Origin of the sequence: Luteibacter jiangsuensis (assembly GCF_030812295.1) — a bacterium.
Lineage (GTDB): Bacteria > Pseudomonadota > Gammaproteobacteria > Xanthomonadales > Rhodanobacteraceae > Luteibacter > Luteibacter jiangsuensis_A.
On record NZ_JAUSSK010000005.1, the window covers coordinates 212,911 to 226,223 of the forward strand.

Consider the following 13,313-nt stretch of genomic DNA (forward strand, 5'->3'; position numbering starts at 1 on the left):
AGACCGAAAACAAGGATTCATTGTCGGTAACGCCACGTGGAGACGGCGTCGTCTAACGCAGCATCGGGCTTAGCGCCCTCCATACATTCTCGGCGACGCGAGGCTCTCCGGAAGCCGTCGGATGCAGCCCGTCGTCCTGCATGAGCGCCGGATCCAGGGCCACCCCGTCGAGCAGGAATGGCACCAGCGCCACGCCATGTTTCTTCGCCGCGTCCACGTAGACCTTGCGCAGCCCATCGCGGTATTGGGGACCGTAGTTCACCGGCAATTCGATGCCGATAAGGAGCACCTTCGCCCCGGCGCGCGTGGCGGCGCCGATCATCGCATCGAGGTTGTCGGCGAGCTTGCCCAAGGGAAGGCCTTGCAGGCCATCGTTCGCACCGAGCTCGATCACGACCACCCCTGGCCGCTGCTTCTCGAGCAGCCCGGGCAGCCGGTTACGGCCACTCAGGGACGTTTCCCCACTGATACTGGCATTGACCATCGCCCATGGCGTCGCCATCTTCGAAGTGCGCGCGTCCAGCAAACGCACCCAGCCGGCCTCCACCGGAATGTTGTGCGCCGCCGACAACGAGTCCCCGAGCACCAGCACCTTGCGCGGCGTATCCGCCGCGGAGGCGATGGCGCACCAGACGAACAGCAACAGGACCAGGCAACGACGCATGAGCGATTCTTCCCGTGTTCTTCTCGAAGTAGCAGATGTTAGCAAGTCGGTTTTCGGGCCGGAGGGCCAGCTGGACATACTCTCGGGGGTGAACCTGCGCGTCGCGGAGGGCGAGAGCTTCGCCATCGTGGGGGCATCCGGGTCGGGCAAGACGACCCTGCTCGGACTGCTGGCCGGACTGGATGTTCCCACGGCGGGCAGCATCCGACTCGACGGCCAGCCGTTGGAAAGCATGGACGAGGAAGCCCGTGCGGCGATCCGGCGGCGGCTGGTGGGCTTCGTCTTCCAGTCGTTCCACCTGCTCCCGGCGTTGACGGCCGAGGAAAACGTGATGCTCCCCCTGGAACTGGAGGGCGATAACGGCGCGCGCGAGCGTGCCCATGCGGCACTGGAGTCGGTCGGCCTCGGCGCGCGGCGCCGGCACTACCCGGCCCAACTCTCCGGTGGGGAACAGCAACGCGTCGCCCTGGCCCGCGCCTTTGTTCACCGTCCGCGCATCCTGTTCGCCGACGAGCCCACCGGCAACCTGGACCAGCACACCGGTGAACACATCGGCGACCTGCTCTTCGAGATGAACCGGCACCACGCCACCACCCTGATCCTGGTCACCCATGACGCACGCCTCGCGGCCCGTTGTGCGCGCTCGGCGGAACTGCATGAAGGCCGTCTCGGGGTGCCCGCGTGAACGTCTTCCGGCTCGCCCTGCGGACGCTGCGGCGTGAATGGCACCTGGTGGAGCTACGTACCCTGGCTGCCTCGCTGGTCCTCGCGGTCATCGCGCTGGGCGTGGTCGCGACACTTTCCACCCGGATCGAGCGCGGCATCCTGGCCAGCGCGGCCGAACTGATCGGTGGCGACCTTGGTGTGTCCGCGCCCGCGCCACTGCCCGAACCGATGCTGCGATCGGCGCGTGCCGATGGCCTGGCCGCGACGCGCGGCGCGTCGTTCCGCAGCGTGGCCTTCGTCGGGGAGCGTAGCCAACTGCTGGACGTCCTGGCGACGGATGGCGTCTATCCGCTGCGCGGCACCCTCGAGGTCCGCGGCGCGGACGGCCGCGACCGAACGGCCCGGGGTCCCGCCCGAGGCGAAGTATTCCTGGACCACCGGGCGATGGTGGGTCTCGGCATCCAGGTGGGCCAGACGATCCAGATCGGCGGCCGCGACCTGCATGTGGCCGCCGAACTGGTGCGCCAGCCCGATGGCGGCGAATTGTTCGCCCTCGCGCCACGCGCGCTCATGAACCTGGACGATGCCAGCGAAGCGGGACTGCTCTCCCTGGGTAGCCGCGCGCGCCACCGCCTGCTCGTGGCCGGGCCGCCGGCTGCCGTGGCGACGTGGCGCGCCCGCGTCGAAAGCGGTGCGCTGCCGCAGGGCGGCGAACTGATCACGCCCGAGAAGATGCAGGAGCGCATGCGCACCGCGTTCGACCGCGCCAGCGCCTTCCTCCGCTTGACCGCACTTCTGTCCGCCTTGCTCGCCGGGGTGGCGATCGCGCTGGCTTCCGCACGTTATGCACGCCGCAAGGCCGCGGAAGTGGCCCTGCTCCGAGCCCTGGGCACGCCGCGCCGGCGCGTGGCGGCCCTGCTCGTCACCACGCTCGCGGCGCTCGCCCTGCCGGCCGCCGCGTTGGGCATGGCCATCGCCCTGGGTCTTGCCCAGGGCGCGTGGTATTTCGCGCGCCAGCTGTTCGACAACATTCCCACCACCCTGCCACTCGGCCCGGCGTTCGCGGCGGCCGCGATGGGCCTGGCCGTGCTTGCCGGCTTCGCCTTGCCTCCCCTCGTACGCCTGGCTGAAGTGCCTCCCGTGGCGGTGTTTCGCGAATCCATGCAGCGGCGCGTGCGCCGTTTCGACGTGCTGTATCTCGTGCCGCTCGTCACGGCCATCGCCCTGGTCTGGGTGCAGAGCGACTCCGCCAAGCTGGCGGGTATCCTCGCCGCCAGCCTTGCGGGCGTGGCCGTCGTCGCGGCATTGCTCTCGGCGCTGTTGCTGGTGATAGCGCGGCGCGTGGCTCCCGGCGCGCATCCGGCACTGCGGCTCGGCCTGGCGGCGCTCGCCAGGCGACGGGGCCTTTCGCTCGTCCAGGCCACGGCGCTTTCGCTCGGGCTTTGCGCGTTGCTCCTGCTCGCGGTGATCGCGCCGTCCTTGCTGGATGGCTGGCGCCGCGAACTTCCCGTGGATACGCCAAACTGGTTCGCCCTGAACCTGCAGGACGACCAGCGCGACGAGTTCGCACGGTCACTGGAGCACATGGGTGCCACGCGGACCAACATGATGCCGCTCGCGGTAGGCAAGCTCACCGCGATCAACGGCAAGCCGATCGACAGCATCGCATTCGCGGACGGCGAGGCGAAGGATTCGGCGGACCGGCAATTGCGCCTGTCGTGGAGTGCGGAATTGCCACCGTCGAACCAGGTGGTGGAAGGCCGCTGGCCAGGTCCTTCGCCCGAGCGGGCGGAGGTATCCGTCGATACCTCGTGGCGCGACCGGTTCCATCTGAAGCTGGGCGACACGCTGAGTTTCGAAGTGGGTGAAGGCACGCTGGATGCGCGCGTGGGCAGCGTGCGCCAGGTGGACTGGAGTTCGTTCCGGGTCAACTTCTTCCTGCTGCTGGACCCGGCGCATGCCGGCGAACTGCCGCACACCTGGCTCACCAGCTTCTACCTGCCGCGCGGTCACGCCGACGAGCTGGCCAAAATCTCGCGGGAGTACGGCAACCTGAGCCTGATCGATGTCGATGCCTTGCTCGACCGCGTGCGCGAAATCGTCGACCGGGTCGGCAGCGCGGTCCGCTGGGTACTCGGGTTCAGCCTGCTCGCCGGCGCCCTGGTGCTCGCAGCGGCGCTGGCGGCAAGTGCCCAGGAACGCCGCAAGGAAGCGGCCCTGTTGCGCACGCTCGGCGCCACGCGCGCGCAGCTGCGTGCCGCGGCGGCCTGTGAATTCGCCTTGCTGGGATGGGTCGCCGGCCTCACCGCCGCGCTGGGTGCGACCGGAGCGGGCCTGTGGTTGGGCAAGGCCGTCTTCCGCATCGAACATTTCGTACCGCCGCTGTGGCCGCTGGTCGGCGCCGCCGCGCTCGCGGCGCTGGTGGTGATGGCGATCGGGTTGTTCGGCACGCGCCGGGTGTTGCGGACTTCGCCGATGGCTTTGTTGCGGGAGGGGTGAGGAGGCTGTTGGCCTCACCCACCAGGCAACATATCCAGCGCCATCACGATCGCATCTTCGCGCCCGCCCCTCGCCGGATAATACGAAGGCCGCCTTCCGATTTCAGTGAATCCCAGCGAATCGTAAAGATCCTTCGCCACGGGATTCGACGGGCGTACCTCGAGGAAGATCCGTTCGGCGCCATACCAGCGGGCGAGGTCGATCAACCGGCGCATCATCCGCCGCCCGTAACCGAGACCGCGGTGGGTGGCGGCGATGCAGACGTTCAACACATGGGCTTCGCCGGCTGCCACGGAAAGGATGCCATAGCCGGCGATGTCGCCCTCGTGGACGATCACCCAGCAGTTGTGCCCGGCCTGCATGCAGTCGCGGAAGATGCCCGCGCTCCAGGGAAATTCGTACGACGCGTGCTCGATCGCCACGACGGCGTCGAGATCCTCGCGGCGCATCGCGCGTACTTCGCTGGACGGACGGGCCACGGCGACCATGGGTTCAGGCTCCGCGCAGGGCACGTCCAAGGGTGCGCAAGCCATTCCAGAGCCGTCGCTTCGCAGCCGGATCGGCGACGATCGCCGCCGGCGTATCCACCAGCACGATGTGCGCCGCGCTCATCACCGCGGCGGGAAGGTCGTGACCCAGGGCGCGGGCCTGCGCCTCGCCAAAGACGAGATACGCGGCCGACGCGGGCACGTCGCCCAACCCGCGTTCACCCACCTCGAGCCGTGCGGCGCGTGCCGTCGCCGGACCGAAGGCGCGCAACGCACGGCCCAGCAGGTCCAGTTCGCGCCCGCTCGCCCCGGCCGGAAGGATCACCACGCACGGCACGCGGTCGCCCGCCAGCGCCGGCCCGTCGTTGGCGGGCTGGGCGGCCGATCCGGACGATGCCTCGCCGAGCCGCAGGCGCCAGGGCGTCACGCCCATCACCTTGAGGAGACGTTCGCGTCGTTCGGGCACGGCGGACATCGCGCTTACTCCGAAGCCTTGGCGTGACGCCGCGTGCGCCGACGGTGCGCGGCACGGCCCCACAGTGTCATCACCGGCCCGGACACCGTGTAGATCACCGCCACGGCGAACAGCACACGGGCCGTGTCGATCAACAGCAGCACCACGATCAGCACCGCCGCGATCAGCCAGATGAAGGGCACGCGATCGCCCTTGGGCCAGGCCTTGAAGCTGTAATACCGCACGTTGCTGACCATGAGCAGCCCGGCGACCACCGCCAGCGGCATGGCGAAGAAAGCCACGGACGGGCCCGGGATGTCGAACTTTTCCATCGTCCAGACAAAGGACATGCACAGCCCGGCGGCCGCGGGACTGGCCAGGCCCTGGAAATAGCGCTTGTCGGCAACGCCGACCTGGGTGTTGAAGCGGGCCAGACGCAATGCGGCGCAGACCGCGTAGATGAAGGCCGCGGCCCAGCCGATCTTGCCCCAGACAGGGCCGTAAGCCACCAGCGACGACAACGCCCACGTGTACATGACCAGCGCGGGCGCGAGGCCGAAGCTGACCAGGTCGGAGAGGGAGTCGTACTGCACGCCGAACTCGCTCTGCGTGTGGGTCATGCGCGCCACGCGGCCATCCATGCCGTCGAGGATGCCTGCCACGAAGACAGCCAGGGCGGCCACCGCATAGTGTCCGTTGATCGCGGACACGATCGCGTAGAAACCGGCGAACATGGCGCCCGTCGTGAACAGGTTCGGAAGCAGGTAGATACCGCGGTGACGCGGCCCCCGGACTTGGATCGGATCGCTCATGGGCCATTCCGTGACATGGGCCGACAGTGTATCCCAGGTGCCGTGAAGCGTCAGTCCGGCTCCGGGTAGGGCATCCCGGGCCCATTGACGGGAACCGCGACCCACGTCGCTTGCGCACCCCTACGCCGGGTGATACTTGTTTGCGCCACTCATCCAGCCTGCCGGAAGCCCACATGCGCCGTTGCCTAGCTCTCGCACTCCTCGTGTCGGTCTGTCCCCTGGCCCTGGCCCAGGCTTACAAGTGGAAGGACGCCCAGGGCGTCACCCATTACGCCGACGCACCCCCGCCAGGCGGCCTGAAGTACGAGAAGATCAAGACCTCGGGCACCGCCGAGGCCCCGGTCCCCGCTCCGGCGGCGAGCGCCACGGCCTCCGCCGGCGCGAGTGGCACGAAGGCGGCGGCGAGTACCGACGACACGCCGGCCAACCGACAGAAGCTCTGCGACCAACTGCGCAAGAACCTCGACATCCTCAACAACGAGAAGGTCGTGACCATGGACGACGGCAAGGGCGGCGTCAAACAGGTGGACGACGCCACGCGGCAAAGCCAGATCAAGACCGCCCAGGCGCAGATGACGCTCTACTGCCAGAACTGAAGCGGCGGCAAGCTGGAAACCCCTATAATCCCGGCTTTACCGTCGGGATCGCTTGCAGATGCGCCTCAGCCAGTTCCACCTCGCCACCGTCAAGGAAGTCCCCGCCGACGCGGAAGTCGTCAGCCACCAGCTGATGCTTCGCGCGGGCATGATCCGCAAGCTCGCCTCGGGCCTGTATACCTGGTCGCCGCTGGGCCTGCGTGTGCTGCGCAAGGTGGAAAAAGTCGTCCGCGAGGAAATGGTCCGCGCGGGCGCGGTCGAGATGCTGATGCCCTCCGTGCAACCGCGCGAGCTCTGGGAGGAAACCGGCCGTTGGGAAAAGTTCGGCGGCCAGTTGCTGAAGATCAAGGACCGCAAGGAGCAGGAGTTCTGCTACGGCCCCACGCATGAAGAGGTCATCACCGACTTCGCGCGTAATGAGCTGAAGAGCTACAAGCAGCTACCGCTCAATTTCTTCCAGATCCAGACCAAGTTCCGCGACGAGATCCGCCCGCGTTTCGGCGTGATGCGCGCGCGCGAGTTCCTCATGAAGGATGCGTATTCCTTCCACCTGACCCAGGAATCGCTCGGCGAAACCTATAAGGTGATGTACGAAACGTACTCGCGCATCTTCACCCGCCTCGGCCTGGAATTCCGCGCGGTGGATGCCGACACGGGCGCGATCGGCGGCAGTGCCAGCCACGAGTTCCAGGTGCTGGCCGATTCGGGCGAGGACGCCCTCGCCTTCTCGGACGCATCCAGCTACGCGGCCAACATCGAACTGGCCGAAGCCGTCGCGCCATCCACCGAGCGCCCCGCACCGTCGGCGGAACTCACCCGTGTCGATACCCCGAAGGAGCGCACGGTCGAGGAAATCACGGCCTTCCTCGGCGTTCCCGCATCGCAGGTGGTGAAGACCATCCTGGTCCGCGGCCGCGAGGGCCTCGTCGCCCTTTGCGTGCGTGGAGACCACGAACTCAACGAAGTGAAAGCCGCACACCTTCCCGAACTGCCGGATGAATCCGAATTGGCCAGCGAAGCGGAAATCGTCGCCGCCACCGGCACGCGTCCCGGCTTCATCGGGCCGGTGGGGCTGCCCGGGTCGATCCCGGTCATCGTCGACCGCGCCGCGGCGGTACTCGCCGACTTCGTCTGCGGCGGCAACCACGACGGCACGCATTACACCGGTGCCAACTGGCAGCGCGACGCACGGATCAACCGTGTCGCCGACATCCGCAAGGTCGTCGATGGCGATGCCTCGCCGGATGGCAAGGGCACGATCCGCCTTGGTCGTGGCATCGAGGTCGGCCATATCTTCCAGCTCGGGCAGAAGTACGCCGAGTCCATGGGCGCTGGCGTGCTCGACGAGCAGGGCAAGATGCGCACGATGTACATGGGCTGCTACGGCATAGGAGTCAGCCGTATCGTGGCCGCCGCCATCGAGCAGCGCCATGACGACACCGGCATGATCCTGCCCGAAGCCATGGCACCCTGGCGCGTGGCCGTCTGCGTGATCAATCCGAAGAACGACGCCACCGTGACGGAAGCCGCCGAATCGATCTACCAGCAATTGTCGCAGGCCGGCATCGAAACCGTCCTCGACGACCGTGGCCTGCGCCCGGGCCCGATGTTCGCCGACATGGAGCTCATCGGCGTGCCGCACCGGGTGGTGGTGAGCGGTCGCGGTCTGGAAGCCGGCACCTTCGAATACCGCGCGCGCACCGACAGCGAGGCACGCAATGTCACCCGCGAGGAGCTGATCGCCCTGCTCGGCTGATGCGAAGGGAGCACCAGGAGCTCCGAAGGGAGCTCTTGTACCGGCGTGAGGCGGGAGCCGCCCCTGTCGGCGATGGGTGCCCGCCGCAACCCGGCCCGCCGCCGCGGGATCGCCGATAAGGTCGGCTCCCACCAGATCTATTCCTAACCGGTCTACTCGATGCTCTTGTGGGAGCCGCTTCAGCGGCGATGGGGGCTTGCCTTGACCTGGCTCGCTGCCGCGAGATCGCCGACAAGGTAGGCTCCCACAGAGTCACCGCTGAAAGGTCGGGTCTCACAGGGTCACTGAATTGGCTTCCACAAAATGGCGACTCCGTCTGCCGCTGTAAGGCTAATCCGATAATCGCTTCCGATTAGCCGGCACATCCCTCACCGTACTGCCATTATCCCGCCAATTGGGTCACAATTCCGGCGTTCGCATTATCAAGAAGGCCAATGGCCCATGCGAAACCCCTATTCAGGCAATAACCCGGAGATGCCAATGGCTGTCGATATCAAGAGCCTCAATCACAACCAGCTCAATGAGTTGATCACCAAGGCACAGGTTCGCCAGAACGAACTGCGCAAGGAAAAGGTCAGCAAACTGCGCGAGAAAATCAACGCGCTTATCAAAGCGGAAGGCTTCACCTTCGACGACGTATTCGGCGCACGCGCGCCCAAGTCGAAGCGTGCCGGCACCACCGTGGCCGCCAAGTACCGCAATCCCGCCGACCCCACCCAGACCTGGTCGGGTCGTGGCAAGCGCCCACGTTGGTTCAACGAAGCGCTGAAGGCCGGCAAGAAAGAAAAAGATCTGCTGGTCTGACGCGTTCACCACCAGGAGCCGCACATGCCTCTCGTTCGAATCGATCTGCGTCGCGGCAAGGATGCCGCTTATCGCACCGCCCTGGGCAATGCCGTTCACGATGCCCTGGTCGGCATCGGTGTGCCGGCCGACGACCGCTTCCAGGTCATTGCCGAACATGACACCGAAGGCCTCGTTTACGACGCCCATTACCTCGGCATCGAGCGCAGCGACGACATCGTGATCGTACAGATCACCTTCAACGACACGCGTACGCTCGAGCAGAAGAAGGCACTGTACAAGGCTATCGCCGAGAACCTCGGCAAGGCAGCCGGCGTGAAGCCGGGAGACGTCTTCGTGAGCCTGGTAGAGGTGAAGAAGGAAAACTGGTCGTTCGGCAACGGCGTAGCGCAATACGCAAGTTGATTATCTGTAGAGTCGCTTCCCGCCCGTCAGAGTGAGCGGCGGGGGGCTACGATCAAGTCGCCGAATAATAGTCCCGCCACCAGCGAGACGAGCAGCGTGACGCCGAGCAGGCCAGTGTCCATGCCGAGCGAGGCGTCGCGATCCAGCAGGTACGACACACTGCGGAAACTGACTGACCCCGGCACCAGCAGGATGATCCCAGGCTCGCGCACCACCGCGCCGGGTTGCTGCGCGTAACGCGCATACACATTACTCAACGAACCTAACAGCAAGCCGCCGACGAATACCCCGAATGGCGCCCCCGGCAGCGAACCGGAAATGCTGCCGCCCCACCGCGTGGCGAGATAGCCGAGCACCACCGCTCCCATCACCACCAGCCAGTCGCGCCGGGCGGCACGGAAGAGGATGGCGAACGAGAACGCTCCAAGGATCAGCGAAGGCCAGTCGGCCCAGCCCGGCAGCGGAGGTAGCGCGTAGTTGCGCGGTTCGATGCCGAAGGCTTCGCACAATTGGCTGGCCGCGACGGTGCCGAAGGTGAGCTTGAGCAGGGTCGCCACCGCCCCGCCCATGCGGGCGACGCCGGCCACCAGGTGCTGGCTGGAAATCTCGCGCACCGCCGTGGTCAGGGCCATGCCCGGCAGCAGGACGATCAGGCTGCCCAGGATCACCGATTTCAATGCCAGGGGCACGACATAGGCGCTGACCACGGTCGCGATGATCGTGGCCACCATCGCGCTGATGGCTTCGCTCGCCGCGGCCAGCCGCGGGCGGCTGCCGGAGGCGACCGTAATGAGACCGATGATCACACCGATGACGCCGGCGGTGACGAGGTCGGGCCACGCGCTGTGCAGCAGCAGGGCCACGACGCTGGCGGCGCACAGACCATAGCTGGCGATCACACCCAGTTCGGCGCGGAAGGTCTCCGGCGCGCCGAGCTTGCGCAAGAGATGAAAGCCCTCGCGCAGTTCCATCTGGCCGTCGATCACGGCGTCGGCGATGCGGTCGGCCTCGCAGAGGCGTCCGAGGTTCACATCGCCCGGCGGAAGCCGCATCACCTGGGTGACCTGGGCGACGCTCTCCTCGCCCTGCCCCAGGTCGGCGAAGGAAACGATGATCGCGGTGGGGCTGGACCACACCTCGGCCGACAGGCCCAGCCGCTGCGCCGACCGGCTGATGGCCGTCTCGAGGCGAGGGGCGGTGGTGCCGTACTGGTGCAGCCGCCGCGCCAGTTCGGTGAGGAAGGCGATACGGGTGTTGAGCGCGGTGGTGGCGAAACCCACCGGCACGGTCAGCGGCAAAGCATCAGCCAACATCCACCGCCTTCACGCGCAGGGTCGTGCCATCGATGCCGGTCACCTCCACCGTCGCGCCGAGGGGCAGGTCCGGGCCGGTGACCAGCCACATGCCGTCGCCCACCCTGGCCTTGCCACGACCCTGCACGATCGGCTCACACAGCGTATAGCGCTGTCCGATCAGCTGCTCGCCCCGGCGATTGAGCCGCTCGTTGCCCGCGGGAATCCGCTCCAGGCGCGGCCTGACCACCTTCCAGTAGACGAAGCACGAGACGAAGGCGAACACCACGAACACCACCGCCTGAGCCAGCGCTCCCATCCCCGGCAGCACCAGCAATACCACGCCCATGGCCGCGGCGGCGATGCCGATCCACAACATGAAGTAACCCGGCAGGATCACCTCGCCGCCGATCAACAGCAACGCGACGATCCACCAGAGGTAATGCACGGCGATCTGGTCCATGGCGATCAGCGCGGCAGTGGCGGCGTGCGGTTGGAGGTCTCTGCCGGCGTGCGTTGCTGCGAGGCGAGCGAGTCGCGTGCGAGCTCCGCGATACCTGCCAGCGAGCCGAGGATGCCCGTGGTCTCCATGGGCAGCAGCAATGTCTTCTGGTTGGGCGACTTGGCCATTTCCTTCAGAGCCTCGACGTAGTTGTTGGCGACGAAGTAATTCAGCGCGTTCACATCGCCACTGGCGATGGCCTGCGAGACCATCGTGGTGGCCTTGGCTTCGGCTTCGGCAAGTCGCTCGCGTGCCTCCGCCTCGCGGAACGCGGCCTCCTTCTTTCCCTCGGCCTCGAGGATCGCCGACTGCTTCTCGCCCTCGGCCTTGAGGATGGCCGCCTGGCGGAAGCCCTCGGCATCGAGGATGTTCGCGCGCTTCTCGCGCTCGGCCTTCATCTGCCGTGCCATGGCGTCCACCAGGTCGCGCGGCGGCGAGATGTCCTTGATCTCGATACGCGTCACCTTGACGCCCCAGGGGTGCGTGGCCTCATCGATCACGCCGAGCAGCTTGGCGTTGATCGCGTCGCGCTGGCTCAGGCTTTCGTCCAGGTCCATCGAGCCGAGCACGGTGCGGATATTGGTCATGATCAGCGCGAGGGCCGCCATTTCCAGGTTCGCCACTTCATAGGCCGCCTTGGCCGCGTCGAGCACCTGGTAGAAGACCACGCCATCCACGCGGACCACGGCGTTGTCCTTGGTGATGACATCCTGCGACGGGACCTCGAGCACCTGTTCCATCATGTTCATCTTGCGGCCGATCGCGTAGACGAATGGAATGAGGAAGTGCAGACCCGGGGTGAGCGTGCCCGTGTACTTGCCGAACATTTCCACCGTCCATTCGTAGCCCTGCGGCACGATACGAATGAGCTTGGCCAGCACGATGATGGCGACGACCACCACGACCAGCGCGACGACGATATTTCCCATGGCCTTGTCTCTCCCTATCCCGGTATGTCCCGGGAGTATAGGCGAAGCACCTCAGGGCGAGCCGGCGGGCAATACCAGGGTCACACGCAAGCCGCCGCCCTCGCGATTGGCCAGCGCGATGCGTCCGCCATGGGCCTCCGAAATTTCGCGGGCCAGGGCCAGGCCTAGGCCGGTACCTGAACGCTTGGTGGAATAGAACGGCAGCAGGGCCTGGGCGAGCACCGTTTCGCTCATACCCGGCCCACGGTCGGACACTTCGATCAGCGTGTCGCGCCCGACCTGGTGCACGGCCACGGACACGTCGGTGGCATCCCCGCCCGCCTCGTGGGCGTTCTTGATCAGGTTGATGAGGACCTGCTCCACCTGGGTCGGGTCGAACCAGCCGGGCTGCTCGGGCGGCGGCGAGGCAAGATGGAACTGCGCATGCAGCGCCAGCGCGTCGAGGAAGGGTACCCATGGGACAACCCGGGATTGCGGCGCCGGCAGCTTGGCGAAACTGGCGTAGCCGGCGATGAAACTGTGCAGGTGTTTCGCGCGGTCGCCGATCGAGGCGAACACGCCAGGCAATCGCGCGAGATCGCCACGGCGAGCCAGCTCGGCGCCCGAGTGCGACAACGACGAGATCGGCGCCAGCGAGTTATTGAGCTCGTGGCTGATCACCCGTATCACCCGCTTCCACGTGTGCACTTCCTGGCGCGACAACTCACGCGTCATGCGGCGGTAGAGCTGTAACCGGTGCGGACGCCCCTGCAGGCGAAAGCCACGCTGGGACAGGTGGAAGGTTTCCTCGCTGCCGTCCATCTCGACGGAGAACAAGGCATCCTCCCCACCGGCCGCCGCTTCACGCAGGCTCTCCGGCATCGCCGCCAGCACGGTGTCGAAATCCAGGCCCGCGAGCGCTCGTCCCTCGTTGAACAGGTGTCGTGCCGCGATATTCGCGTAGGTGACCTTTCCGCTCGGGTCGGTGAGGACCAGTGCCACCGGCGTGTTCTGCACCACCGTGTCGAGCAACAGTTCGCGCTGGGCGAGGTGTTGGCGCTGGTCGCGCAGGGTCTGGCCTAGCGCGTTATGCATGCGGATCAGGTCGCCGAGTTCATCGCGCCGGGAGGTGCCGATGGACATGCTGAAATCGCCGTCGCGGTAGCTCGCCACCGCGCTTTCCAGCGCGCGCATGAGGCGCCGCAACGGTTCCACGAGCGCATGCGCCACCCAGGCCGACAACGGCAGGAGCACCAGCAGGCAGATGATCAGCGCCGTACCGCCGTCGAACGGCTCGATGGAGGTGACCGCCGGCAGCTTGCCCGCCTTGTCCGGCACGGCACGTATCCAGGCCAGCACTTGCGGGAACGGCCAGATCGACACGCCTGCGAAGACGAGCGCGCCGACGATGGCCGAACCGGCCACGACGAGGGTCATGCGTCCTTCGAGCGAGAGGGTCTTCATGCC

14 protein-coding genes are annotated in these 13,313 nt (G+C 66.8%); 6 read left to right on the forward strand and 8 right to left on the reverse strand.

Features of this window, described 5'->3' with window-relative positions:
- Positions 1 to 52: 52 nt before the first annotated feature.
- Positions 53 to 664 (reverse strand): arylesterase, encoded by a 612-nt coding sequence (locus J2T07_RS17165; RefSeq protein WP_306851564.1) that lies wholly within the window; start codon positions 662 to 664, stop codon positions 53 to 55.
- Here J2T07_RS17165 and J2T07_RS17170 point away from each other — a divergent pair.
- Both J2T07_RS17170 and J2T07_RS17175 read left to right on the forward strand, forming a co-directional pair.
- A complete protein-coding gene (locus J2T07_RS17170) occupies positions 663 to 1,349 on the forward strand; it encodes an ABC transporter ATP-binding protein (RefSeq protein WP_306851566.1) in 687 nt (228 codons plus the stop codon). The genes J2T07_RS17165 and J2T07_RS17170 overlap by 2 nt on opposite strands.
- The gene (locus tag J2T07_RS17175) at positions 1,346 to 3,829 is read left to right on the forward strand and encodes an ABC transporter permease (protein ID WP_306851568.1); all 2,484 of its coding nucleotides are present in this window, start codon (positions 1,346 to 1,348) and stop codon (positions 3,827 to 3,829) included. Before J2T07_RS17170 ends, J2T07_RS17175 begins: the two co-directional genes overlap by 4 nt.
- 14 nt (positions 3,830 to 3,843) lie before the next feature.
- Here J2T07_RS17175 and rimI read toward each other — a convergent pair whose 3' ends face one another.
- From rimI to pssA, 3 genes are read right to left on the reverse strand one after another with little or no spacing between them, the layout of a single operon-like run.
- Positions 3,844 to 4,317, reverse strand: coding sequence for a ribosomal protein S18-alanine N-acetyltransferase (gene rimI, locus J2T07_RS17180; protein ID WP_306851570.1), 474 nt, complete (start codon positions 4,315 to 4,317; stop codon positions 3,844 to 3,846).
- Between the two features lie 4 nt (positions 4,318 to 4,321).
- Entirely contained in the window at positions 4,322 to 4,792 is a 471-nt protein-coding gene (locus J2T07_RS17185) for a hypothetical protein (RefSeq protein ID WP_306851572.1), read from the reverse strand.
- A 5-nt stretch (positions 4,793 to 4,797) separates the two neighbouring features.
- Positions 4,798 to 5,583 (reverse strand): CDP-diacylglycerol--serine O-phosphatidyltransferase, encoded by a 786-nt coding sequence (pssA, locus tag J2T07_RS17190; RefSeq protein ID WP_306851574.1) that lies wholly within the window; start codon positions 5,581 to 5,583, stop codon positions 4,798 to 4,800.
- 173 nt (positions 5,584 to 5,756) lie between these two features.
- Here pssA and J2T07_RS17195 point away from each other — a divergent pair, with 173 nt between their 5' ends.
- The 4 genes from J2T07_RS17195 to J2T07_RS17210 all read left to right on the forward strand — a co-directional run bounded on the left by J2T07_RS17195 (position 5,757) and on the right by J2T07_RS17210 (position 9,144).
- Entirely contained in the window at positions 5,757 to 6,179 is a 423-nt protein-coding gene (locus J2T07_RS17195; RefSeq protein WP_306851576.1) for a DUF4124 domain-containing protein, read from the forward strand.
- A 58-nt stretch (positions 6,180 to 6,237) separates the two neighbouring features.
- Positions 6,238 to 7,935 carry a proline--tRNA ligase gene (locus tag J2T07_RS17200; protein ID WP_306851578.1) on the forward strand — a complete coding sequence of 566 codons (1,698 nt, stop codon included), beginning with the start codon at positions 6,238 to 6,240 and terminating at the stop codon, positions 7,933 to 7,935.
- Between the two features lie 480 nt (positions 7,936 to 8,415).
- Positions 8,416 to 8,739 (forward strand): H-NS histone family protein, encoded by a 324-nt coding sequence (locus J2T07_RS17205; protein ID WP_306852161.1) that lies wholly within the window; start codon positions 8,416 to 8,418, stop codon positions 8,737 to 8,739.
- Positions 8,740 to 8,763: 24 nt separating this feature from the next.
- Positions 8,764 to 9,144 (forward strand): tautomerase family protein, encoded by a 381-nt coding sequence (locus J2T07_RS17210; RefSeq protein ID WP_306851580.1) that lies wholly within the window; start codon positions 8,764 to 8,766, stop codon positions 9,142 to 9,144.
- A gap of 26 nt (positions 9,145 to 9,170) precedes the next feature.
- Here the strand turns inward: J2T07_RS17210 and J2T07_RS17215 are convergent, their stop codons facing one another.
- Genes J2T07_RS17215 through J2T07_RS17230 form a run of 4 tightly spaced genes read right to left on the reverse strand, consistent with a single transcriptional unit; the run spans position 9,171 to position 13,310 of the window.
- Positions 9,171 to 10,457 carry a threonine/serine ThrE exporter family protein gene (locus J2T07_RS17215; RefSeq protein ID WP_306851581.1) on the reverse strand — a complete coding sequence of 429 codons (1,287 nt, stop codon included), beginning with the start codon at positions 10,455 to 10,457 and terminating at the stop codon, positions 9,171 to 9,173.
- Entirely contained in the window at positions 10,447 to 10,899 is a 453-nt protein-coding gene (locus J2T07_RS17220; protein ID WP_306851583.1) for an NfeD family protein, read from the reverse strand. The genes J2T07_RS17215 and J2T07_RS17220 overlap by 11 nt, the downstream gene beginning before the upstream one ends.
- A gap of 5 nt (positions 10,900 to 10,904) precedes the next feature.
- A complete protein-coding gene (locus J2T07_RS17225) occupies positions 10,905 to 11,867 on the reverse strand; it encodes an SPFH domain-containing protein (protein ID WP_306851584.1) in 963 nt (320 codons plus the stop codon).
- Positions 11,868 to 11,918: 51 nt separating this feature from the next.
- Entirely contained in the window at positions 11,919 to 13,310 is a 1,392-nt protein-coding gene (locus tag J2T07_RS17230) for a sensor histidine kinase (protein WP_306851586.1), read from the reverse strand.
- Positions 13,311 to 13,313: the final 3 nt, after the last annotated feature.